This is a genomic window from Thermoanaerobacterium calidifontis (assembly GCF_055381745.1).
In genome coordinates this window covers 2023430-2047631 of the sequence record NZ_AP042436.1, presented here as the reverse complement: position 1 = coordinate 2047631, position 24202 = coordinate 2023430, and the positions used below count along the sequence as shown (strand labels likewise).

20 protein-coding genes, 1 tRNA gene and 1 pseudogene are annotated in these 24202 nt (G+C 34.4%); 20 read left to right on the top strand and 2 right to left on the bottom strand.

Going from position 1 to position 24202, the window contains the following annotated elements:
• The first annotated feature begins 56 nt into the window (after positions 1–56).
• A complete protein-coding gene (locus ACZ42G_RS10705; RefSeq protein ID WP_274893206.1) occupies positions 57–764 on the top strand; it encodes an arginase in 708 nt (235 codons plus the stop codon).
• A 110-nt stretch (positions 765–874) separates the two neighbouring features.
• Here the strand turns inward: ACZ42G_RS10705 and ACZ42G_RS10700 are convergent.
• A tRNA-Leu gene (locus tag ACZ42G_RS10700) sits at positions 875–958 on the bottom strand.
• A 185-nt stretch (positions 959–1143) separates the two neighbouring features.
• On the opposite strand from ACZ42G_RS10700, the gene ACZ42G_RS10695 reads away from it, so the two are divergent.
• The 9 genes and pseudogenes from ACZ42G_RS10695 to yfcE all read left to right on the top strand — a co-directional run bounded on the left by ACZ42G_RS10695 (position 1144) and on the right by yfcE (position 9484).
• A complete protein-coding gene (locus ACZ42G_RS10695; protein WP_274893205.1) occupies positions 1144–1797 on the top strand; it encodes a DUF6385 domain-containing protein in 654 nt (217 codons plus the stop codon).
• 44 nt (positions 1798–1841) lie between these two features.
• The gene (locus ACZ42G_RS10690; protein ID WP_274893204.1) at positions 1842–3617 is read left to right on the top strand and encodes a TPR domain-containing glycosyltransferase; all 1776 of its coding nucleotides are present in this window, start codon (positions 1842–1844) and stop codon (positions 3615–3617) included.
• A 31-nt stretch (positions 3618–3648) separates the two neighbouring features.
• Positions 3649–4524, top strand: a complete 876-nt coding sequence (locus tag ACZ42G_RS10685) for a DNRLRE domain-containing protein (protein ID WP_085111851.1) — start codon at positions 3649–3651, stop codon at positions 4522–4524.
• Positions 4525–4599: 75 nt separating this feature from the next.
• Entirely contained in the window at positions 4600–5172 is a 573-nt protein-coding gene (locus ACZ42G_RS10680) for a TetR/AcrR family transcriptional regulator (protein WP_085111605.1), read from the top strand.
• Positions 5173–5267: 95 nt separating this feature from the next.
• A complete protein-coding gene (locus ACZ42G_RS10675; RefSeq protein WP_274893203.1) occupies positions 5268–7487 on the top strand; it encodes a YhgE/Pip family protein in 2220 nt (739 codons plus the stop codon).
• Positions 7488–7527: 40 nt separating this feature from the next.
• Positions 7528–7677: pseudogene (locus ACZ42G_RS10670) on the top strand (sugar phosphate nucleotidyltransferase); the annotation flags it as partial.
• 207 nt (positions 7678–7884) lie between these two features.
• Entirely contained in the window at positions 7885–8373 is a 489-nt protein-coding gene (locus ACZ42G_RS10665; RefSeq protein ID WP_274893202.1) for a QueT transporter family protein, read from the top strand.
• Positions 8374–8388: 15 nt separating this feature from the next.
• Positions 8389–8883: a preQ(1) synthase gene (gene queF / locus ACZ42G_RS10660; RefSeq protein WP_013787561.1), complete on the top strand. Its 495-nt coding sequence runs from the start codon at positions 8389–8391 to the stop codon at positions 8881–8883.
• 49 nt (positions 8884–8932) lie between these two features.
• A complete protein-coding gene (gene yfcE / locus ACZ42G_RS10655; RefSeq protein ID WP_464850400.1) occupies positions 8933–9484 on the top strand; it encodes a phosphodiesterase in 552 nt (183 codons plus the stop codon).
• Positions 9485–9514: 30 nt separating this feature from the next.
• On the opposite strand, the gene ACZ42G_RS10650 is transcribed toward yfcE, so the two are convergent.
• Positions 9515–10132 carry a nitroreductase family protein gene (locus ACZ42G_RS10650; RefSeq protein ID WP_464850398.1) on the bottom strand — a complete coding sequence of 206 codons (618 nt, stop codon included), beginning with the start codon at positions 10130–10132 and terminating at the stop codon, positions 9515–9517.
• A gap of 151 nt (positions 10133–10283) precedes the next feature.
• On the opposite strand from ACZ42G_RS10650, the gene ACZ42G_RS10645 reads away from it, so the two are divergent.
• The 10 genes from ACZ42G_RS10645 to ACZ42G_RS10600 all read left to right on the top strand — a co-directional run bounded on the left by ACZ42G_RS10645 (position 10284) and on the right by ACZ42G_RS10600 (position 24190).
• Entirely contained in the window at positions 10284–11300 is a 1017-nt protein-coding gene (locus ACZ42G_RS10645; protein ID WP_464850396.1) for an alpha-hydroxy-acid oxidizing protein, read from the top strand.
• Positions 11301–11328: 28 nt separating this feature from the next.
• Complete coding sequence (locus ACZ42G_RS10640; RefSeq protein ID WP_464850394.1) at positions 11329–11910, top strand: YdeI/OmpD-associated family protein; 582 nt, start codon at positions 11329–11331, stop codon at positions 11908–11910.
• Between the two features lie 115 nt (positions 11911–12025).
• Positions 12026–13129 (top strand): hypothetical protein, encoded by a 1104-nt coding sequence (locus tag ACZ42G_RS10635; protein WP_464850393.1) that lies wholly within the window; start codon positions 12026–12028, stop codon positions 13127–13129.
• A 7-nt stretch (positions 13130–13136) separates the two neighbouring features.
• A complete protein-coding gene (locus tag ACZ42G_RS10630) occupies positions 13137–13493 on the top strand; it encodes a GntR family transcriptional regulator (RefSeq protein ID WP_464850391.1) in 357 nt (118 codons plus the stop codon).
• Complete coding sequence (locus tag ACZ42G_RS10625; protein ID WP_464850390.1) at positions 13486–14139, top strand: hypothetical protein; 654 nt, start codon at positions 13486–13488, stop codon at positions 14137–14139. Before ACZ42G_RS10630 ends, ACZ42G_RS10625 begins: the two co-directional genes overlap by 8 nt.
• Positions 14099–14926, top strand: a complete 828-nt coding sequence (locus ACZ42G_RS10620; protein ID WP_014759357.1) for an ABC transporter ATP-binding protein — start codon at positions 14099–14101, stop codon at positions 14924–14926. Before ACZ42G_RS10625 ends, ACZ42G_RS10620 begins: the two co-directional genes overlap by 41 nt.
• Before the next feature lie 67 nt (positions 14927–14993).
• Positions 14994–16553 carry a citramalate synthase gene (gene cimA, locus ACZ42G_RS10615; protein ID WP_274893195.1) on the top strand — a complete coding sequence of 520 codons (1560 nt, stop codon included), beginning with the start codon at positions 14994–14996 and terminating at the stop codon, positions 16551–16553.
• 135 nt (positions 16554–16688) lie between these two features.
• Positions 16689–19799, top strand: a complete 3111-nt coding sequence (locus ACZ42G_RS10610; RefSeq protein WP_464850388.1) for a PD-(D/E)XK nuclease family protein — start codon at positions 16689–16691, stop codon at positions 19797–19799.
• Entirely contained in the window at positions 19717–23013 is a 3297-nt protein-coding gene (locus ACZ42G_RS10605; protein WP_274893193.1) for a UvrD-helicase domain-containing protein, read from the top strand. The genes ACZ42G_RS10610 and ACZ42G_RS10605 overlap by 83 nt, the downstream gene beginning before the upstream one ends.
• The gene (locus tag ACZ42G_RS10600; protein ID WP_464850387.1) at positions 22955–24190 is read left to right on the top strand and encodes an aminopeptidase; all 1236 of its coding nucleotides are present in this window, start codon (positions 22955–22957) and stop codon (positions 24188–24190) included. The genes ACZ42G_RS10605 and ACZ42G_RS10600 overlap by 59 nt, the downstream gene beginning before the upstream one ends.
• The last annotated feature ends 12 nt before the right edge of the window (positions 24191–24202 follow it).

The following is a 24202-nucleotide window of genomic DNA, read 5'->3' as shown; positions in this document are numbered from 1 at the left end:
GGATTTGAAAAATAGAGAGAAACCACTATTCTAAGCATTTTAGGTGATGAAGGGATATGGTTCGCAGTCTATTAAGTATAGATTGGGATTATTTTATTCCTTTAAAAAAAGAGTGGTTGAATTCTTACACTGAGACACAAAGAAATATAGAGTGGATATGGTATAAAAGGCATTTAGAAAGCTATTTGAGAGGTATTGACATAGAAAAATCAGTGTCCATATCTTATAGATTGGATGATTTTTGGGATAAGATAAGGGAACATTTTATCTTTGCAAAAGACATTGAAGTGTACGTGTCTGAGTCTCACATGTTGTCATATCATATAGCTATAAATAATAAATGTGAAGAAGTGTACTCTTTAGATACGCATGCTGATTTAGGATATGGAGGAATTAGTTCGGTAAACTTTAAGTTGAATTGTGCTAATTGGATGGGTAAACTGTTAAGTGAAGGTCGGATAAAAAAGGCTCATATAGTGTACAGCCATCATACGACTGAAAAGCCAGAAGACTTTAAAGATTTTAATAAACTTTTTCCGGTCAGGTATTACAATGATATTGATGAATTGCCTAAGGGTATATATACAGCAGCTATACATATATGCAGATCGGGTGCATGGACACCACCTTGGCTTGACGATGAGTTTTTTAAGCTTGTAAATAACCTAAACCTGCCATATAAAGTGGTTAAACTTTATAAAAGGAAATGGGACATTGAAAAAACGCAACTTTCAGACCTACTTTATTATCTCAACTTTTCATAAAAGATCCGTGGATAGTATGTATTGATATTCTTAAAAGTAAAAGGCGTTAACCTAAAAGTAGGTCAGCGCCTTTTTTTCTATGTAAATTTCTATTACAGCCTATATGTTTTTGGTGCGGATGAAGGGATTTGAACCCCCACGTCAAAGACACTAGATCCTAAGTCTAGCGCGTCTGCCAATTCCGCCACATCCGCACATAAATCTTTAAGTCAAAAACCTTAACAATGGTATTATAATTAATATTCATTAAAATGTCAATAGCAGATAAGGCTTAGAAAGTACAATTCTATATACAAGTTTTTCTATACATATTATAATATATATTTTTTGTAACAAAAGAGCTATATCTCCATAATATATAAAAAGAGGGGGGATATAGATGCCTAACAATATAGTTTTTAATCCAGTGGCGGAACAACTAAAAACTTTGGTTCATGGAATGCAAGGCACCACACCAACGCCTCTATTGTTAGATTCGACGACAGGAAAGCTTTTGTCAACTGTTGATGGCTCTGTGACTGTAGCAGGTACAGTAACGGCACAAGGAACTTTAACGGTTACTGCATCAAATCTTGATATAAGACCGCTAAGTGGTGCAACTGATTCTGTGACTATTAGCAGTGGTACGGTCACAGTTGCTGGAACAGTGACTGTAACTGCGTCATCATTAGATATAAGACCTCTTACTGCTTCAACTGATTCATTTACACTTGGAAGCAGGACATTCTTAGAAGACTCCACAAGCATTGCAGGTGTAACTGGAACAGGTGTTGTTCTAATGGAGAATACAGGCAACAAATCCATGTACTCTTATTATATAACGAATACAGGCACTAATACCATTTCCATTAAACTCCAGATAAGTCCTACTACTACTGACACCTATTTTGTTGACGACATCAATAGTATTAGTCTGGCAGGCGGATCTATTACAGTCTTGACTGCTGTAAAATTTATGCAGTATACAAGATTGTATTACGACACGGGCGGTGCCGCAGCTACTGCAGAATTTTATTACAACGCTCAGGTTTAACGATGGGGCTTTATGCCCCATATATTTTCGAAAGGAGGATTCAAATGTTAAGCCTGTGCATGATCGTAAAAAATGAAGAGGACAATCTTGAAAGATGCCTTAAAAGCGTTTACGACGTAGTCGATGAAATTATAATCGTGGATACTGGCAGTACTGATAAAACTGTTGACATAGCGAAAAAATTCGGTGCAACAGTATTTTACTATAAATGGAATAATGACTTTAGTGCAGCCAGAAATTTTTCATTAGATAAGGCAAAAGGCGATTGGATTTTGCTGATGGATGCTGACGACGAGCTTGATGAAGCTGGTAAAAAAATGATAAAGGCGCTTTTGAAAGACGATAAAATTGATGCATATTTGTTTGAAACCATAAGCTATGTAGGAGATGAAGAAGGATCAGATGCTCTTTCCAACTTAAATGTAAGGATCATTAAGAATAAAGCTGAGTACAGATTTATTGGGTCCATTCATGAACAGATATTGATTTCAATATTAAATCATGGTGGAAATGTAGCAGAAGTTCCGATAAAAGTTTATCACTACGGCTATTTGCACAAAAATATCAAAGAAAAAGATAAAAGAAACAGGAACATGTCTATACTGAAAAAAGAGCTAAAAAGAGATCCAGACAATCCCTTTCACAATTTCAATATTGGAGCGGAGTACATGGCGTTGGGCGATTATGAACGCGCGTATAATTACTTTAAGAAGTCTTTTGATTTTTCAAAAAACATTAAAACTGGCTATACGACAAAACTGATTATCAGGATGATCATTTGTTTAAATCAATTAAATAGGCTTGACGAAGCATTTAGTTTATGCAATGAGTCTATTGAAAAATATCCGAATGTAACTGATGTGGTGTTCTTAAAAGGCATGTTATACCATAGGATTGGTTATCACCAAGAAGCCATAAATTGTTTTAGAAGATGTATAGATATGGGTGAACCGCCGCTTATCGATAGATTTATAACAGGCGTAGGCGGATTTAAAGCTTACCTTGCCATGGGTGAAGTTTTTATGGATGCAAAAAATTTTGACGATGCTATTGAATGTTTTTTAAATTCATTTAGACTTAATCCAACTAATAAAGCAATACTGTATAAATTATCATACGCTTATTTCAGCAGATACGATGAGAAGACTGCGATAGAGAAGATTGTTTCGCATTTTGATTTGTCACCTGAAGCGTATACGATTATAAGCGATATATTTTTTTTAAATGGCAAGTATCATGAATCGCTAAAATTTATAGACATGGCACTAAATTCACTGAAGAATAATATAACGTATTATGTAAAGGGAAGAACATTGATGTATCTACACAGATATGGTGAAGCTGCAGAATGTTTTGAAATGGTGGATGGCGGTGAATACACCATTGATAGTTATATTAATAATATTATTTGCCGCTTGTTGATTGGAAAAAGCATTAAGAATCAAATGTTGTTGTTAAAAAAACGTTTTATAGAGGCTTATAAAGTATTTTTCAAATTTGACCTATTGCTTAAAAAAGATGTGATATTGCCAATAGGCGTCGAAGACACTGGCACATATACAAATGTTATTTTTATTGTACTCGACAAACTGTTTGAGATTCAGGAATTTGACTTATTTGAAAAATCTTTAAATATGCTTAATATGGTAAATGAGAAAGATGTTTTGTTGAGATTAGGAAAACTTTATTATCGGCATGGAGCGTACAAACTTGCTGAAGAAGAATTGGCACGTTCTATGAAGCTATTTGATATAATCGATGAAGAAGGTATGATTATATTAAGCAGTTTGTGTGGGCAAAAGGAAGATAAAATTAGTTGATTGTTTTGATTTTGTTTGTAGGGGTGATGAAATGCCTTCTATAATTATACAGCCATCCACAAAAGATACGTCATTAGAATCGGGTTACCCCAACAGCAATAGAGGAAGTGATCCTACACTTTGGATCGGTAGGTATTACATTGGTTTTTCTGGGAAATCGGTGTACAGAGCTCTTATACAGTTTGATTTAGGCATGGTGCCACAAGGTTCTATCGTGGTTGAAGCTATTTTAAAGCTTTATTTCAATTATGCAACAAATCCATCAATTCCTGCATATATTACACCGTTTTTAATTGTGGATGAATGGGATGAAAATACAGCAACATGGAATAATGGGCCGAATATTGATGAAACAGTATTTGGCTCTACCAAGGCTGTGACTAAAGAGGGCTGGTATGGATTTAATATAACGAATATAGTTAATGGATGGATAAGTGGCATCTACAAAAACAACGGGATAATGCTTAAAACTCCAGAGGCGCAAAACTTTGAAACGAAAAGTTTTTATTCTAAAGATGAATCAATAAACATATCTTTAAGACCAATGTTACAACTGACTTATATAGGAGGATACCCATTTACGCTAAACGAAAGAAGATTTGTGAAGGCGAAGTTTACTTACACGGCATATGATGATGAAAATTTTACAGATGTAAATGATTGCTCATCATATGACAAATATACGTACTTCGTGTATAATACAAGTGAAAATCCAGTTATAGTAAAACTCCTCATAAGTCCTGGTGACGATTTATGGATAGAGGATGGCAATGAAATAATTTTAGATGCAGGCAAAACAGTTGCATTGGTACCTTATTTATTTTCTCAATATTCAAGGTTATCATATAAAAACAAAGATGCAGGAAAAGGAGCAAACATTACCGTGTGGTTTGAGGCACAAGTTTAAAAAATTGCAGCACAAATTAAAAAAATGCATTATAATATTAATAGTATAATATCGAATGAAGAGGGATAGTTTTAAATGAATAAGACAAAGGAAAAGATATTTAATGCAGCCATAGATATAATTTCTCAGAAAGGTTTCTATAAGGCTACAATGGATGAAATTGCAGATAAAGCAGGGGTGGCCAAAGGAACCCTCTATTATCACTTTAATAGCAAAGATGATATATTGATATTCTTAATAGATGAAGGATTGTCGCTTTTAAAGAATCAAATACTGGAGAAAATAAGCCACATGAAAAATTCTGTAGAAAAACTAAGGGAGATAATTGTGGTTCAGTCGAATTTTTTATTTAAGTACAAAGATTTTGTCCTTATATTGCTAAGTCAATTGTGGGGAAAAGAAGATATTCAAAATAGCTTTAGAGAAAAAATATACGATTATTTAAAGATTATTGAGGACATCATTGATGAAGGAATTGAAGAAAAGCTAATAGAAAGATGTGATAAAAAACTGCTATCTTCTGCTTTTTTTGGCATGATAAGCTCTCTTATTATCTTTCAATTTAGAAATAATGATGTTATAGACCCGGAACATATAGCAGATAGTGTTATTGAATATACATTTAATGGAATCCATTATAGAGATTAATCTTTATAATGGTTTTTTTATTGACTTTTAAGATCAAAGATACTATAATAAGTTAGAACTGACCGGTCAGTATAAAAAATATTGGAGGTGTATTTATGACAGGTGTGATTTTTAATGAGCTTAAAAGATTGGCCCAAAACAGATTTATTAGATTAGCAGTAATAGTGATTATTTTTATGCCACTATTGTACAGCTTTCTTTATTTGTATGCATTTTGGGATCCATATGGCAAGTTAGACAAACTTCCAGTTGCAGTTGTGAATCAGGATAAAAGTGTGCTATACGATGGAAAATATAAAAGTTTTGGGGATGACATTGTAAAGGAATTAAAAAGCAATCATGATTTCAAATGGAATTTTGTAAGCTACGATGATGGTTTAGATGGTTTAAAAGGCAATAAATATTATTTTATGATAGTGATACCAAAGGACTTTTCCAAAAATATTTTAAGTGTCAATGGCAATGCCGTAGAAAAAGCTCATATTCAGTATATAACAAATGACAAAAAGAATTTTTTGGCGACACAGCTTGGAAATAAAGCCATAGAAAATTTGACGCAAAAAATATCTGATACGATAAGGAAAAGCTATATAGATACTGTTTTTTTAAATGTTGAAGACATTGGAAATGGTTTAAAACAAGCTTCTTTAGCGGAAAAACAATTATCAGATGGTGCAAAAATGCTAAATGATGGCGTTTCAAAATTGAATGATGGCATTAACAAAGCTTTGGCTGGAACAAATCAATTTAAAGATGGGTTGTATAATTTAAGCATTGGGGCAAATAACGCATATTATGGCGCGTCAAATTTAGCAAATGGCGCTCAGATTTTATCTCAGAAATTAGATGAAGTAGATAAAAACAGCAATTTGATTTTAAATGGAATGAATAATCTAAAGAGTGGTTTAAATGGAGTGAGTCAAGGTCTTAATGCAATAAGCAACAGCATAAACCAATTGAAAAGCGGCTCGACCGCTGTAACAAATGGTTACGATCAAATTGGTCAGAGTCTATCGTCATTTTTAACAGAATTTGATTCGGTAAGCAATGGATTGAACAGTATTCAGACAAATTTGGACAGCGCCGTTGCTGCATTAAACAATTATGTTGATAAACACCCCGAGGCCATGTCAGATTCGGATTTTAAGGCGGCGATTACCGTTGTGTCAGAATCAAATTCAGGATTAAAACAAATAATCAATGGACTTGAAACTAACAAGGCCAAGATGGATGCATTGAACGATTCTCTTAAAAAATTAGACAGCGCTACTAATAATTTAACAATTGGATATGACAAATTGAATGATGGAGTATCACAATTGCAAACAGTAGTAACACAAATTATAAATGGTGAAAATAATTTAAGCAATGGCATTTCTCAGTATGCAAATGGAATATCGTTGTTAAATCAAAAGATGAGCGACATTACATCCGGGCTTTTAAAACTTAATGATGGACTTAATGCATTAAAACAAGGTGCTTCTAGTTTATACAATGGCTCTAAAGACTTAAATAGCGGGTTGGTGACGGTATCTAATGGCAGCAAGCAGATACAAGAGAACATGGAGAAACTATACAAAAATCAAGATCTTCTTTATAAAAAACTTAGTGATGCATCTGATAAAATAGAAGTGATGAGTACAACTGATGAGAAAAAGAGCATGATAAATGAACCTATTATTCTTGATACTAAGAGATTAAATCCAGTAGCGAATTATGGCATTGGGTTTACACCGTATTTCATACCTTTATCACTTTGGGTTGGCGCATTGATTTTATTCTTTATAATTGATATTTACGATAAAAACGGCTATAAAGATATTAGCAACGCTTCAATTGTCGTAGGTAAACTGCTAAGCTTAAGCATTTTAGGAATTTTTCAATCGATAGTTTCTGGTTTTGTATTGATAGAAGCACTTAAATTGCCTGTGAACAATTTGCTATACTATTACGTTATAAATGCTGTAATGTCTGTGGTTTTTGTGTTTATTATCGGATTTTTTGTAATGCTTCTTGGCATGGCAGGAAAATTCTTCGCCGTTGTTCTTTTGATGCTGCAGTTGACATCATCTGGTGGCGTATTTCCTATGGAATTAGAACCGAAATTCTTCAATATTCTAAATCCATTTTTCCCAATGACATATGGTACTCAAGCATTGAGAGAAGCTATTTCAGGTTCTAATATTGGGCTAATTATTCACGACTTGCTTATCTTAGCATGTTTTGGTATTTTATTTATGCTTTTGTCAATTTTGCTGTCGGGAAAAGTAGGAGATAAGAATAAAATTGATGAAAAGTTAAATGCTGCAAATTAAATTCACATAAGATTCACATAAATATTTAATAATTTTGAAACTGCCAATGATAGACAAACCTACGATTCAGTATATAGTTGAAGAAGCCGTAAACTCAGGCATAGAGGATATACTCATAATAACACGAAGAAACAAAAGAGCGATAGAGGACCACTTCGACAGATCGATAGAATTGGAATTGGAGATAGAGGTATAAACAAAAAAATCTTGTGTAAATCTTATAGAGGTGTTAAAATAAATAAGTAATTGAATAAGACAGTTCGAAACCATCCTGTCTATAAACAAAACTACGGGCATTGCAAATCAAAAGTTTGCATATATGAGCACAGGTGGACTGTGCTTTTTTTCATTATGTTTATGGAAGGATGTGATAACTGGAAATTTTAGGAGGTATAGCATGAACGGAGGATTTTTAAAAAAGAAGTACAGCCTTACTCAAAAATTGACTATCTCTGGATTGGTAATGGCATTGTACCTTGTTGTAATGTACTTTACACAAAATTTCGCTTTTGGCCAGTACCAAATAAGAATAGCAACATCGATTTATGCCTTGGCTGCTATTTTCCCATTTTTGGTATTGCCAATGGGATTAAGCAATATGCTTAGTAATATTTTAATGGGAGGCTTAGGGCTTCCTGATATGATTGGAGGCTTCTTTGTAGGCATATTGACGTCGTATGCAGTTTACCTTATTAGAAAGTATCGTCTAAATGATTGGTTTATCTCAATTCCTATAATATTATTTCCAGGCCTTATAGTGCCAATTTGGCTTTCTGTTTTGCTTAAAATACCGTATCACATATTGGCCATAAGCGTTACAGTAGGTCAGATTATACCTGGAATTGTAGGTGTACTGTTAGTCAAACAGTTGAAAAACAAATTATGATGGAGTGTGAGTATCATGCCAAGAGATGAGAAAGAGCTTAATGGATTATCTCAATTAGGGAATAAAGAGACTAAATACATTTTCGATTACGATCCATCTTTGCTTGAAACATTCCCTAATAAACATCAAGAGAATGACTATTTTGTAAAGTTCAATTGTCCTGAATTCACAAGCCTTTGTCCTAAGACTGGACAGCCTGACTTTGCAACAATATACATTTCATATGTTCCAGACAAGCTGATGGTTGAAAGTAAATCATTAAAGCTTTATCTTTTTAGCTTTAGAAATCACGGGGATTTTCATGAAGACTGTGTAAATATAATCATGAAGGATTTAATAAAACTGTTGGATCCAAAATACATCGAAGTTTGGGGCAAGTTTACTCCAAGAGGTGGAATATCTATAGATCCTTACTGCAACTATGGAAGGCCTGGTACGAAGTGGGAAGATGTGGCACAAAAAAGGCTTTTTTACCATGATATGTACCCTGAAAAAGTAGATAACAGGTGATTTTGTGATATAATATAAATATCAATTGACGTTAAAGGAGATGCAATACATGAAAATAGGGGTAATAAGCGATACACACGGCGATTATACATCGTGGGAAAAAGCTATTAGCTATCTTCACGATGCTGATTTGATATTGCATGCGGGTGATGTTTTGTATCATGGCCCTAGAAATGACATTCCATCTGGATACAATCCTAAGAAACTTATTGCTGCCATAAATGATTGCAAAATACCTATTTTGATATCGAAAGGAAACTGTGATGCATCTGTAGATCAAATGGTATTGAACATCCCTATTCAATCGCCTTACGTCTTTGCAGTGATTGAGAACAAAAGGTTTTTAGTACAGCACGGCGACAATATAAGCCAAGACGAAATACATGATTTGATTTTCAGGTACAAACTTGATTATTTTGTTACTGGACATACCCATGTTCCAGTGTTAAAGAAACATGACAACTGCATAATTGTAAATCCAGGTTCTACATCTTTAAGCAAAAGAGATGATGGAATAAATACTATAAGCATAATTGATGACGATGGCATATATATTTTAGACATAGAGACAGGTAATAAGATAATTGAAATCAAAAATTAAAACCACCTAAATAGGTGGTTTTAATCATATCTATACAACTTTTACTATCTTTTCATATCCATTTCTCTTTAATCTTGGATAAAGCGTTTTGCTTTCATCAAAGTACCCGAGAGATATAAGCATCACTACGACCTTGTCATCAGGTATACCAAAGGCTTCTTTTAACTTATCTTCCTCAAAGCCGATCATGGCATGTGAGTCAACTCCGTAGTATTTTGCAGCGTACATTATGGACATGCTTAAGAGCGATGTATTTCTGACGGCAAAATTGTTTGCCTTTAGGTCTGTATTGTACAGCATGTTTTTAGCAAAGTCGATGCTGCCTTGTATCTTGTCATCAGGTATTCCCACATCTCTCATGTACCACCATGCAGGATTATCTTCCTTATATGCGTTTTTATCGCCTATCATGATTAAAGTGACCGGCGCATCAAGAATCTTTGGCTGTTTCAACGCCACATCGTAAAGTTTTTCCTTTGCTTCCTTTGACTTTACAGCGATTATCTCCCAAGGTTGCAAGTTAAATGCAGATGGGGCCAAAACTGCTAAGTCAATTATTTTTTTTAATGTATCCTCATCAAGTTCTTTATTCTTATCAAAGAAATTAACAGAACGCCTTTCTTCGAACACTTCTTTTAAATCTTTCATAATATTTCCTCCTAATTTTGAAATTACACCTAAATTATATCACATGTTTTTCGAAAAACAAAGAAATCGGATAGACATACTATGAAATATGATTAGATCGAAAAAAGTTGTATAATATATGTGGACAAAATTTTGCATTGGAGGTCTTTTTATGGATTGGAATGAGATAAGGGAAAAAGCAAGGGAAAACATGAAAGGCTATTGCAGGGGATGCAAAAGATGTGACGGCATTGCATGTGCTGGTGAAGTCCCTGGTATGGGCGGTACAGGTACGGGAAATGGATTTATCGAAAACGTAAAGGCTTTAGACAGATGGAAAGTCAAGTTGAAGACGCTTCACGATGTTCTAAAGCCTGATATAACCACATCACTTTTTGGCTTTCAAGTCAAGATGCCTGTTTTTGCTGCTCCAATGACAGGGCTTAAGGGAAATGCAGGCGGATATTTGTCTGAACGTGAATACGATATGATGGTTGCAGAGGCGTGCAAAAATGTAGGAACCATATTTATGTCTGGTGATGCAAATGATAAGGACATGTATCCTGCAGGCATCGATGCTATAAAATCAACAGGTGTTTTAGGAATACCATTTTCTAAACCTCGGACAGTAGATGAGATAATAGAGAAGGCGAAAATTGCTAAAGAAGCAGGAGCTATAGCATTTGGCGTCGATGTGGATGGAGCTGGGCTTATTATGATGGTAAGAAGCGGCCAGTTTGTAGGGCCAAAATCGAGAAAAGAGATCGAGATGATAGCTGAAAATATTGAGCTTCCTTTAATATTAAAGGGTATCATGACGGCAGAAGAGGCGATGATTGCGGCAGAAGCAGGTGTAAAGGCAATTGTCGTTTCAAATCATGGAGGAAGAGTATTAGATTACACGATGGGAACTGCCGATGTCCTACCTGACATTGCAAAAGCTGTTGGTGACAAAATCGATATACTGGTGGATGGCGGCGTAAGAACAGGGATAGACGTCTTAAAGATGTTGTCATTGGGAGCAAAAGCCGTCTTAATAGGAAGACCTATAATGATTGCTGCACATGGAGGAGGAAGAGAAGCCATAGAGTTTTATCTCAACAAGGTTGCTGACGAGCTGTATCAGGCCATGATCCTCACTGGATGCAAAGACTTAAAGAACGTGCCAGAAATGTATAAAGCAAGCTGATATGAAAAGATAGAAATGAGGTAATTTTATGACAAACCCTAAAGTTGATGAGTATTTAGAAAAAGTTTTAAACTGGAAAGATGAGTTAGAAAAGTTAAGAGAAATAATGTTGGAGTTTCAATTAGAGGAAGATTTAAAATGGGGTAAGCCGTGTTATTCATACAATAAAAGCAATATTGCCATACTGATAGGATTTAAGGAATACTGTGCGATTTCATTCTTCAAGGGCTCTTTGCTAAATGATGAAAAAGGAATCTTAATTAAACCTGGCGAAAATTCTCAGGCATCTCGACAGATCAGGTTTAAAAGCATTGAAGAAATTGCCGAGAAAGAGGATGTTTTAAAGGAATACATCACTAAAGCGATTGAAATTGAAAAGCTGGGAATGAAAGTAGATTTTAAAAAGAACGATGAGACTAAAATACCTTATGAATTTCAGATTAAATTGGATGAAGATCCTATTTTAAAATCAGCTTTTTTTGCATTGACCCCTGGGCGGCAGAGGGCGTACATTATTTATTTTTCGCAACCGAAGCAATCTAAGACGAGAGAGGCAAGAGTTGATAAATATATAGGAAAAATCTTAAGCGGAAAGGGATTAAATGACTAAACGGCGGATGTTTCCGCCTATTTTATTTTTATAAAACATTGTAAAGACTATTGACATTTATGTATTATAGTGTTATATAATTATATAACAGTATAATACTTAAGGAGGTTGTTTTATGAGAAATAATTTGATTGAAGCAATTGTCTTCCTTTTATCGATTATCGTGATTCTTGTTGGATTTGCAGTTGTCATTTCTAAAAAGACGTTTAATATGCAATTGCTTAAGAGATTTAATGAAAGCAGAATGGTGAGGCTGATTTTTTCATTGGTATGTATATTTTTAGCTTGGATTATGCCATGGTTTTCTGTCAAGATGTTGATGGCTATCGGGGCTTTTGGACTTTTAATAAGCATCTTTCCCATTAAAAGGAGCGCTTCCCTTATATCAATAGGGATTGCGGTTATACTTTTTGGGCTTGTTGCATTAGGGCTTGCAGGACTATACTCATATCAAGGTGTTGGGAGCGTATCAAATAGCGTATTGCGGATAACAAACAGTTTTCCAATAGACGTAAAGAGCACAGTGGATAATAGCCTACGCATTGATGGAATCGAAAGAATAATGCCTGATAAGAAAATATCATTAAAAGATGTAAAGAATGTCAACTTATCCGTAAAAGGTGGAATAGAAATAAAGTTTACAAATGATGACACTATTTACATTCCATCCGAATTGAACGTGGAAAGCGATAATGGAAATTTGACAGTTTTTGAAAAAACTCCAAAGCAAAACGTCACTTATGTGATCGAATTGGGAACTAATCCAAATGAGGCTGTAGATATAAGATCTGCAGGTATTGAGATAACTGGAAGCGGTAATTTCAATAATTTCATCTTAAATTCTGCAGGTTCTTCAATAAATGGCAATATATCTTCTAATAATGATGTGTATTTAAGTTGTGCCGGACTTAAAGTGACTGGGAATTTAAAGGGAAAGGTCTTGAACATTAATAGTTCTGGTACAACTCTGAATGGAGAATTAGATTTTAACAAAATAATTGTCAATTCAACAGGTTTAGCTATAAATGAGATGTCGAGATTTAGTGAGCTAAATATTAATGCAACTGGACTTTACGGTAGAATCGATATTTTAAACAGCAGCAATGAAAGAGGAAATCTTACTGTAAATTCGACAGGCGGGACATTAACTGTAGTAAATAAGAATAAAGCACCTGTAGACATCAATACTTCCGGTTTTATAAAAATAGCTAAAGAGTGATTGCAAAATGTTGAGAAAAGTAGACAAACACAGTGGAGTTCCTGCCTATCTGCAGATAGCGAATATGATAAAATCAGAAATTTTGCTTGGAAACCTTCAAAAAGGATCGCAGCTATCTTCAATACGTGAATTGCAACAAATCTTTGATGTGAATATAAATACTGTATTAAAAGCATTGGAAAAGTTAAAATCAGAAGGGTATATTGAAGCTGAACAAGGTGTTGGATACTTTGTTAAAAAAGATTTTGATGTAGATAAAAAGGTTATAGAGATAATAAAAACATGTGTAGCTAAGTTAAAAGACAATAGTATAGATTATTATACGGCCATATTGATATTTGAGGAGGTCTGGAAAAATGAGTGACTATAAAAGCAGCTTTACCTTAGAGCTTAAAAAGATGGACGTTTATCTTGAAAAAGAATTAACGGAAAAAACAGGAAGAATTGCAATTTTGATGTTGATACTTTTATTGCCAAGTTTTTTTGTCAAGGAGTTTGCAATACTGTTTTTATCATCATCGCTGCTGATTTATGATATACGGCATCAAAATGCTGAACTTCTGTATTCTTTGCCTTTTTCCAAAAAAGAATTGTTTAATTTCAACCTGATTTTTTTGTGTCTTGCCGTTTTTATCACTTCTGCTTTTGGAGAAATTCTATTGGGCAATACAATTATTGAAAAATTAGACTTTATTTTAAGAAGTTTGATTTTAATATTTTCAATATTTGGGATTCAGATTATACTCTCTGAATTTAATGTTGACGCAGTGGTTTTTAGCTTTATTGCAGTGATTTTCGATGCAATTTTAGGTAATTTTGGCACACCTGATATAAATAGTTCTAATTTTAATCCTTACAGTTTGATAAGTTTTTCAAAGCAAGGGAATTTGGCTATGTCACTGGTATTTTCAATATTGATTTGTTTTATTAGCTATTTAGTATATACGCGAAAGGATGGTGAAAACCACCATGAAAGCTTTGGAAGTAATAAATTTAAGCAAACAAATTGATGGCAAACAAATTATATCAGACGTAAGCTTTTCTGTGGCAGAAGGAGAAATAATCGCACTTGTTGGGCCTAATGGTGCAGGGAAAACCACCACATTAAAATGTATAATGGGCATTATAGGAAAAGATGCAGGCGAAATATTCATTTTTGGGCAGCCTTTTAGCACAAAACTTAAAACAGATATGGCGTTTGTTTCAGAAAACAGAAAGGTTTTTGCTAATTTAAGTCTAGAAAATTATCGAAAGATATATGAGACGCTTTACCCAAATTGGGATGACAACTTTTTTAAAAGCCTCATATCGCGATATGGATTTAATCTAAAACAAGAGATGCAAAAATTTTCGGAAGGACAAAAGACGATTTTGATGTCGATTTTAGCTTTTTCTACAAATGCAAAACTCATTATTCTCGATGAACCAACTCAACACCTTGATCCAGCAGTAAGATTTGAGCTTATAGAAATGATAAAAGAATATGTCAATGACAAAAAAGGAACTGTATTGCTTTCTTCACACGAGATATACGAGTTGGAGGAGTACGCTTCAAGCTTTGCTATTATAAAAAACGGGAGAATAATTTACACCGATTCAATAGATGAAGCGAAACAAAAGCATAGGATACTAAGTGCAAACAAAAATGTAAAGGACATGAAAGTTATAGCTGTAATCAATGACGAGGTTTTGGTTAAGACAGATGAAGATGTGGGCGATTACCCTCGTTTAAATCAAATTATTGTGGGCTATTTAAAAAGCACAGATGAAATTTTTCAAACAAGTTATTCACTTTGATGATTTGATTTGATAAAATATCTTTATATATAGATATAGTTGAATATGTTCAAAGGGGGACATTGAAGTGAAAAACATTGTTATTTATGATTCTACATTGAGAGATGGAGCTCAATCACAGGGGATTTCCTTTACAGTATCAGATAAAATAAAGATTGTTGAGCTTTTAGACGATTTTGGCGTAGATTACATTGAAGCTGGAAATCCTGGTTCCAATCCTAAAGACATGGAGTTTTTCGATATTATAAAAAGAAAAAGTTTGAAAAATTCCAAGTTGATAGCATTTGGCAGCACAAGGCGGGCAAACACGTCGGTGGAGAAAGATGCTAATGTCAGTTCGCTTCTATTGGCAGAGACAGAATATGTGGCAGTATTTGGGAAGTCATGGGACTTCCACGTTAGTGAGATATTGCGAACGACTTTAGATGAAAATCTCAATATGATATATGATACGATAAATTACCTGAAAAAGCAGGGCAAAAAAGTGGTATTTGATGCAGAACATTTTTATGATGGCTTTATGGAGAATCCTGATTACGCATTGAAAACAATTCAGGTGGCGTATGATGCAGGAGCAGACAGCATTTGCCTTTGCGATACAAAAGGTGGCATGTTTCCTACAGAGATATACGACATAACCAAAAAGGTTGTAGATAAATTTGATTGTGAGATAGGCATACACGCTCACAATGACAATGGTATGGCTGTTGCCAATTCTATAATGGCTGTAGAGGCAGGTGCAGTACAAGTCCAAGGAACGATAAACGGATATGGTGAAAGATGTGGAAACGCAAATCTGTGCACGATTTTGCCAAACTTGCAGTTTAAAAAAGGAATAAAATGCGTTGAAGACGACAAGATGAGAGAGCTTACGGTACTTTCAAGAAGAGTAAGTGAAATAGCCAACGCGGCACCAGATGAAAGAGCACCGTATGTAGGGAGAAACGCGTTTGCCCATAAGGCAGGTATGCATTCAGATGCTGTTTGCAAAAACACAAGGTCGTATGAAATCATCGATCCAGAGCTTGTCGGCAACGAAAGAGTGCTTTTATTATCAGAGGTAGCTGGCAGAAGCGCTTTAATAGGTATAGTAAATGAAGTAGACCCAACCATAGACCGCGACTCTGATAAGACGAAAGAAATATTAGATAGACTAAAAGAAATGGAATCTAAGGGATATAAGTACGAAGGTGCTGAAGGTTCGTTAAAGCTTTTGATATTGAAGACTCTGGGGCTGTATAAACCTTCATTTAGGCTTATAGAATTTAAAGTAATAGTCAATGAACCATCTGTTGACGATGTAAATTCGTCTGCCCTCATAAAGATAGAAGTAGACGGGCAAGAAGAAATAACCGCTGCAGAAGGCGATGGACCTGTAAACGCACTTGATAAGGCAGTCAGAAAGGCTTTAGAGAGGTTTTACCCGGAAGTCAAGGAGATGAAACTTACAGACTACAAAGTAAGAGTGTTAGATTCTAATTCTGCTACAGCAGCGAAAGTAAGGGTAATAATAGAATCGTCTGATGGAAACGAAGTTTGGAGCACCATTGGTGTGTCGACAGATATAATAGATGCCAGTTGGATAGCGCTTGTAGACTCAATAGAGTATAAGCTTAATAAAAAATGATGAAAAGAGACTGCTGCACAAATGACTGAATAGTTCACAGTGCATCAGTCTTTTTTAATACGCAGTTTTACCTTGAGACGCCTTAGCATATGTAATAAAATAAATATGTGATTTGTTTTTGTGGGAGCTGATAAATTGAAGGAGATATTTTTTGGGCCTTTTTGCAACAATATTAGAGATATGCTTATTGAAAAGTCGATGGAAACTATAAGAAATGGGAAAAAGGTTTTATACATATTGCCTTCCCGTGAGGCTATGTTTGATGTAAGAGATAAGTTTATCAGATTAAATGGCGGCATCGTAGATGCGGATATATTTGTGTTTGAAGATATGGCGATGCTTTTGTGCAACGATTTTATAAAAAATCACACAGTAATATCGACTTATGAGATGAAAGAAATCTTGAGAAGCATTTTGCGAAAGTCTTACTACAATGGCTACTATCGAAATGTAAAAGATAAGGCAGGATTCTTAGAATCTGTCTTAAGCTTTATAAAGACAGCAAAGAGAAACATGATAGATCCTAATGATATCAAAAAAATCGCCAATGTTTTAGAAAGAAATGTGTTAAGAGAAAAGTTGAATAATTTAGCGGAAATTTACATTAATTATGAGGATTACAAGAATAAAAATGGATTGATTGATGTAGATGACATTTCAGTTAACGCCATACAATATGTCAATATTTCAAATTATTTTAGTAAGATAGGAATTGTCATTGTAGACGGCTTTATAAATTTAGACGGTGTAAATATGCAATTATTGAGGAAGATGGCTTTAAATAGCGATTATGATATTTACGTGAATATTCCATTTAAAAATGAGTACAATGAAATCTTTATAAAAAACGGCATCGTGAAAGACTTATTGGAGATTGGATTTAGGCTAAATGAAATGATGGAAGAAAGTATAGATGGCAGCAATGCAGAGAAAGTTTCTAAATATTTGTATTCAGGGAAAGAGATTATTAAAAGCGTAGACGGCACTCTTATGATCCTGAATAGTCCTTCCATAGAACATGAAGTAAGAGAAGCTGCAAGGATAATAAAGAAGAAGATAGTATTTGAAAAAGTAAAACCTGAAAATATTGCTGTGTTTGTAAGGAATATCGATGACTACAGAGAAAACATAATTGACATTTTTGACGAGATGGGCATTCCTTTAAGGTTTAATGATGGCAAGAAATTAATATCAATGATGATTTCAGGTGATATTTACAGTTTGATCACATATAAGATAAATCATGATTTTAAAAGCTTTGACAGCATAATGAAATCAAAGTATCTGATGCCTAATGAAATAATTGATGTATACAATAAAGCATCAAAGCTGATAGATGTATCTCATAGCAATTATGAAGAAGAAATTTTATCTGCATTGAACGATGGGGAGTTTGAAAAATTAAAAAAATACATTTATATGCTTGTAGATTTCAAGGAAAAGCAGTATAAAGATATAAGTGAATTTTTGGAAAGTATTTTAAATATCATTGAGATGCTTAAAATCGATTCAAACATTATGTCGTTGTACGAATCAGGCATTATAGACGGAAGGAATTTTGTATACAGTTTGAAAGCATTAGAAGCGATGAAACAAATTTTAAAAAATGTTGTGGAACTAAAAAAGCGGTATGGAGGAACTTCTTCTGATGACATTGAGGCTATTCAAGAGGACTTATTAGACATGATGGCAAACTGCGATATAATGATCAAAAATCTTGACATTGAAGGTGTGAAAGTGGTAAATCCGGATTTGGCAAGAGGACAGAGATACAATACAGTGTTTATCCTTGGTGCAAATGAGGGGGATTTTCCAAGTACATCTTCTATCAATCCGATTTTTGATTCACAAGATGAAGCTTATTTGAAAAATAGCCATCTTTATGTATTTAGCCGAAACTTCGAAATAGAAAGGGAGAAAATAAGGTTTAATTCTTGCATAGCTTCTTCTTTAGGTGATGTTTATATATCTTACAGAACGACAGATGAAGAAGGCAATAAAATGATTAAATCACCATTTGTATATGAAGTTGAAAGTCTTTTTGATGAAATATCATTGGGAAAAGTAGTTGCTCCTATTGTTTACATGAAAGACAGATTTGCTTATGAAGTTAGCAATTTATCCAGCGAAGATGAAATAATGTATTTTTTGGCAAATTCGAAATGCGATGATGTTGACTTGAACATTTTGTCATATAGGACAAATCTTGCAAAAACGTACCAAGATATTAGTTATTTATCATCATTAGAGAGAAAAAGAGTGACATGCAATGAGATGAATGAATACACAGGCAAAATACGCAAAGAAGAAAATTTAAAGATACTTGATGGGGTTCACTTAAGCGCATCAAGTTTAAACAGTTATGTTGCTTGTCCTTTTAGGTTTTTTGTTGAGACGCTTTTGGACATCAAAGTTTCAGATGAGTCAATTGAATTCAAGAAAAACATGGGCTCTACATACCATGAGATTTTGATGAAATACTACAGCGAAAATAAGGATCTTTACGATGTAAATGAAGAAAAACTTAAAGATGTGATTGATAAAACTTGTGAGAAATTAGATGGCATTAAGAATGATATTATACTTGAGAAGTTTAAAAAAGAGATGTATGACACTTTATTTAAGCTTATAGCAGATGATATATCAAATAGGCTTAATTATTATAGGAAGACTGGCGCTGAGCTTATTCCATCAATGTTTGAAAAGAAATTTGAGATAGACAGTCATTACGGTGGTTACAGTTTCTACGGCAAGATAGATAGAATCGATTTAGAGCGAAGCATAGATGGCAATTTGACGGGGAAATACCTTATATACGATTATAAGTTAGGGGCAGTAGGAGGGCTGAGGCAGTGCATAGATGGTTTGGATTTTCAATTGCCTACGTATTACATGGCTGCAGAAGAAATTCTAATAAATGAGCTTGGCATAAAAAATCCATCCTGTTTAGGATTGTTGTACTACAGCGTAGAAAATGTCAAAAGAAATGGGATTATGCTTGATGAATACAAGAAATACATTTTTAAAGGGAATGCAGGTCCTAAAGATGTATTAAGCGAAAGTAGCTTTGATGTAATAATGGATTGGATCGAAAAAAAGGGAATTGAAAATGTAGGCAGAATGATGACAGGTTCTTTTAATCTGCCTGAAGGATGCCTATACGATGATTCTAATATTAGATGTCCTTATGCATCAATATGCAGGTATGATAAACGTGAAAGCAAAAGAGGTGAAAATGGTGCGTAGCGTGTTGATTGAAGAAGATCTAAGCCAAGAGCAATTAAAAGCTCTTGATATAAGTAAAAATGTAGTACTAAGGGCTGGCGCAGGTTCTGGCAAGACGAGGGTATTGACTAAAAGGTACATAAAGCTTTTAAGTGATGTGGCTGGTATCAAGATTGACGATATTGTCGCAATAACATTTACTCGAAAAGCTGCTGCTGAAATGAAAGAAAGGATAAGAAAAGAGATAGAATTGCTGTGTAAATTAGATAAGGACAGCAAAAAGTGGACTGTATTTAGAGATTCACTGATATTTGCCAACATCGATACAATTCACGGTTTTTGCGAGAAAATGATAAGAGATAATTTTGCTGAAGCCTCAGTCGATCCTAAGTTTTCTATTATGGATGAAGGGGAGGTTAGCACAGCAGTTAAAAAGATAGCAGGAATTGCGATTGATGAAGTGATAAACGATAAAAACAACAAATATATGTTAGAGACTGCATTAAAGAAATATCCTTCAAAGATATTTACGGGAAAAATGTTTCAATCTGAGGTAATAAGCTTATATTTCCGCATGAAAGAAGCCGGACTATCAGTTGAAGACATAAAATTATCTTTCGACAGCGACGAATCAACAAAAGCCATGGAAAATTTGGCGCTTATAATCTTAGAGAAAATAGAGGAAAATTATAAGGCATTCAAATCAAGCAAGAATTTGCTTGACTTTAACGACTTAGAGATGATTGCTTTAAGACTTCTTTCTAACGATATCATAAGAAATGATTATTTTGAAAGATACAGATACATTCTCGTAGATGAATTTCAAGACACCAATCACCTTCAAAAAGAGATTATTTTAAAGCTTACTGAGAAAGATGGAAAGATTCCAAATGGCAAATTGTTTATTGTAGGAGATATAAAACAGTCAATATACGGTTTTAGAGGGACGGATTTTAGGATATTTGATGAGTTTTGCAGAAAAATAGAAGTAGATGGAAAAGTGCTTAATCTAAGCAATTGCTACAGAAGCACAAAAAACATCATATCAACAGTCAATGGTGTCTTTAAAAATTTGATTGATCCATACGAAGAATTGAAGTATCAAAGCTTTGCCGACGAAGGCCCTAAAGTAGAACTCATTACTTACAAAAAAGATGATATAGTTAATGAAAAGAATGAAAGATATAAAAAGATAAAACAACTTTTGAAAGACGATGACAATAAAGAAAAGCTTAATGAGTTGCTGATGGAAGACGGAGCTTTGGTTAATTCAAGAAAGGATTTTCAGGGCAAGATTATAGCAGGTAGGATTTTAAAGCTTGTAGGCGAAGGATTTGAATATAAGGATATTGCCGTACTTTTAAGAAGCAGGTCAAGTCTTAAAAGCATTGAAGGCGCACTTGCGGATTGCGGCATACCGTATTGCATCATAGGTGGGATTGGATTTTGGGATAAGAGGGAGATAATTGACATCATTTCGGTTTACAAATTGGCTTTTGACACATCGGATGAAATTGCGCTTCTTACAGCTTTAAGATCGCCTATTTTTGGATTTAGCGATGATGATTTATTTGCTTTCATGAATATGTACAATGGCGAATCCGCAGATGATTTATTTGAAACATTAAAAAGATTTTCTTCAATGTTTGGTGACGATAAATGGGTCATAAAAAGAGCCTGCAACATTTTGGATAAGATTTCGAAAATGAATGGTATATACAGTCCGTATGAGATATTTAAGATGATTTTAAAAATCACAGAGTATAAAAAACTTTTGATTTCTTTGCCAAATGGATATCAAAAATTCAGAAATGTGGAGAAATTGGAGAGTATAATCAAAAGCTTTGAAGAAAAAGGCATACTCGATCCTAAAGATCTGATTGAGTATTTAGATGCTTTGAAAGAGTCATCAGGGCTTGATTCTGAAGCTTTTTTGGATACTGAAGAAAGTAATGCCGTTAAGATTATGACTATTCATTCATCAAAAGGCCTGGAGTTTGATGCTGTAATAATACCTGACATGGATAAAGCTACTGATGGCATATCGGTGAGGAAGGCTCCTTTATTTGTGTTAGACGAAGAAGGCTATATTTTTGGCATAGGTGTCAACGATGATGGAGATTTGGATAAATCGGCAAACAGCTTATATAAAGAGGAATATGACAAGTATCTTGAAAAGGAAAATATGGAAAGCAGGAGGCTTTTTTATGTAGCTTCTACAAGGGCAAAGAAGTTTTTAGCGTTTATAGGGCAAATGAAAGACAATATAGATGACATTGATGAAGACAGCAAACTAAACTCATTTATGAAACAGTTGCTGTTTGCTATTAAAGATGGTTGTTCTAACATAGACTACATTGATGGCAGTTGTTTACAATCATATGCAGAAAACAAGCCTGATTATACAAAAGAATTGGATAAAAATGTAAATAAAATGAAATTATTTGGTGAATTGATAGACAAAATACCTCTTAACGTTAAAGGCAACGTTTCTGTAACTGCATATATTGATTATCTGACGTGTCCTGTGCTTTACTATTATAAATGTATTGCGTCGCTTGATGATGGATATGTGGAATCAGATGAAAACAGCGATGATATTTACTCAGAAAATGATGGAAAAATAAGTGCTTTAGAGAGAGGGACGTTTATTCATAAGATACTTGAAACTTTAGATGATGATGACTATATTGATGTAAGTAGTGTAAATGATGAAAGCATCAAAAGGTATATTGACAATTACTACATGCTGAAAGATGAACATAGAAAGAAGATAAATGGCAGACTACTAAAAAGATTAAAGGAGTATAAATTTAGGGTGCCCATAAACGACAACATAAATTTAAACGGAGTAATCGACAGAATCGACATATACGAAAATGATGGAAATATTGAAGCGTACATTTTTGACTATAAGACAAATAAAATAGATAGCGATGATGATTTGGAGAAAATGGCAAGACATTATACACCACAGATTCATCTTTATTCGTATGTTTTACGGCGCTTAAAAACAATCAGTGGTTTTTCACCAATTTTGAAAGGTGCTTTTTTGTACTTTTTAGATGTAGGCAAGTACGTTGAAGTTGACATTTCTGATCTTTATGTCATGGAGACATTAGGGAAAATCTGTGAAGTTGTGCCGTTCTTATTAGGTGCTAAAGGGATTGAAGAATATGTCAAGCGAAAAAGTGAATATTGCAGTATGTGTTTATACAACAAAATTTGCAAATAGTATTGGATTTTCGTCTGTAATATGTAATAATATGGTTAAGTATTATTTAATGGGGGGTGGGCACATGACAGACCCAAGGTTAAAAAGGCTTGCAAATCTGTTGGTGAATTACTCAACAAAGGTTAAAAGAGGAGATTTTGTATTGGTTCAAGCAGGTGATATCGCTATACCGTGGATAAGCGAAGTAGTTAGGGAGGCAGTTAAGGCAGGGGCTCATGTTGAGACATTGGTTGACATTCCTGATGTATCAGAGATTATTTTAAAAAATGCCACAGATGAACAGCTTCTCATGGAAAAGTACATACAAAGGATAGCTCTTGAAAAAGCAGATGTATGGCTTACTGCTTGGGCTAACAAAAACACAAAAGCAAATTCAAATGTAGATCCATTAAAGCTGCAGCTAGCAGCCAAAGGTGCATCGTCATGGAGAAAGGTTTACTCAGAAAGGATGGGCAATGGTTCTTTAAGGTGGTGTGGAACACAGTATCCCACTCAGGCAGATGCTCAGGAAGCTGAAATGAGCCTAAGTGAATACGAGGACTTTGTCTATGGCGCAGGTTTATTAGACAGCGATGACCCTATATCATTGTGGCAAAAGATACGCATGGAGCAAGATATATGGGTTGATTATCTGAATAAAAAGTCAGAACTGCACATAGTATCAGATGGGACTGACATATACGTCAATACATCAGGCAGGAAGTGGATAAACTGCAGTGGCACAGAGAACTTTCCTGATGGAGAGATTTTTACATCACCTGTGGAAAATAAAATAAATGGACACATCACGTTTAGCTTCCCAGGAATATACATGGGTAAAAGCATAGAAGGTATATACCTGGAAGTGGAGAATGGACTTGTCGTAAAAGCCACGGCAGAAAAAGGCGAAGATTTATTGCACGCTTTGATGGACACAGATGACGGTGCTAAGCGTTTTGGAGAAGTAGCCATAGGCACCAATTACGGCATACAAAAATTTACGAGAAATATGCTTTTTGATGAAAAAATAGGAGGCACGGTACATATGGCATTGGGTGATTCCATGCCTGAAGCGGGTGGTAAAAATCGTTCTGCCATTCATTGGGATATGCTTTGTGACATGAGGCAAGGCGGAGAAATATATGCAGACGGTGAACTTTTCTATAAAGATGGCCATTTTATTAAAAGTGTTTTGTAAGCTGAAAAAAGG

Excerpts from the sequence above, each read along its gene's own strand:
- ACZ42G_RS10605 (WP_274893193.1), top strand. The coding sequence starts at position 19,717 with ATGATTCTAATATTAGATGTCCTTATGCATCAATATGCAGGTATGATA.
- ACZ42G_RS10650 (WP_464850398.1), bottom strand. The coding sequence starts at position 10,132 with ATGAAAGATTTAAAAGAAGTGTTCGAAGAAAGGCGTTCTGTTAATTTC.
- ACZ42G_RS10705 (WP_274893206.1), top strand. The coding sequence starts at position 57 with ATGGTTCGCAGTCTATTAAGTATAGATTGGGATTATTTTATTCCTTTA.
- ACZ42G_RS10640 (WP_464850394.1), top strand. The coding sequence starts at position 11,329 with ATGACAAACCCTAAAGTTGATGAGTATTTAGAAAAAGTTTTAAACTGG.
- ACZ42G_RS10645 (WP_464850396.1), top strand. The coding sequence starts at position 10,284 with ATGGATTGGAATGAGATAAGGGAAAAAGCAAGGGAAAACATGAAAGGC.
- ACZ42G_RS10620 (WP_014759357.1), top strand. The coding sequence starts at position 14,099 with ATGAAAGCTTTGGAAGTAATAAATTTAAGCAAACAAATTGATGGCAAA.
- ACZ42G_RS10635 (WP_464850393.1), top strand. The coding sequence starts at position 12,026 with ATGAGAAATAATTTGATTGAAGCAATTGTCTTCCTTTTATCGATTATC.
- yfcE (WP_464850400.1), top strand. The coding sequence starts at position 8,933 with ATGAAAATAGGGGTAATAAGCGATACACACGGCGATTATACATCGTGG.
- ACZ42G_RS10680 (WP_085111605.1), top strand. The coding sequence starts at position 4,600 with ATGAATAAGACAAAGGAAAAGATATTTAATGCAGCCATAGATATAATT.
- ACZ42G_RS10685 (WP_085111851.1), top strand. The coding sequence starts at position 3,649 with ATGCCTTCTATAATTATACAGCCATCCACAAAAGATACGTCATTAGAA.
- ACZ42G_RS10690 (WP_274893204.1), top strand. The coding sequence starts at position 1,842 with ATGTTAAGCCTGTGCATGATCGTAAAAAATGAAGAGGACAATCTTGAA.
- ACZ42G_RS10695 (WP_274893205.1), top strand. The coding sequence starts at position 1,144 with ATGCCTAACAATATAGTTTTTAATCCAGTGGCGGAACAACTAAAAACT.
- ACZ42G_RS10625 (WP_464850390.1), top strand. The coding sequence starts at position 13,486 with ATGAGTGACTATAAAAGCAGCTTTACCTTAGAGCTTAAAAAGATGGAC.
- ACZ42G_RS10600 (WP_464850387.1), top strand. The coding sequence starts at position 22,955 with ATGTCAAGCGAAAAAGTGAATATTGCAGTATGTGTTTATACAACAAAA.
- ACZ42G_RS10665 (WP_274893202.1), top strand. The coding sequence starts at position 7,885 with ATGAACGGAGGATTTTTAAAAAAGAAGTACAGCCTTACTCAAAAATTG.
- queF (WP_013787561.1), top strand. The coding sequence starts at position 8,389 with ATGCCAAGAGATGAGAAAGAGCTTAATGGATTATCTCAATTAGGGAAT.
- ACZ42G_RS10675 (WP_274893203.1), top strand. The coding sequence starts at position 5,268 with ATGACAGGTGTGATTTTTAATGAGCTTAAAAGATTGGCCCAAAACAGA.
- ACZ42G_RS10630 (WP_464850391.1), top strand. The coding sequence starts at position 13,137 with ATGTTGAGAAAAGTAGACAAACACAGTGGAGTTCCTGCCTATCTGCAG.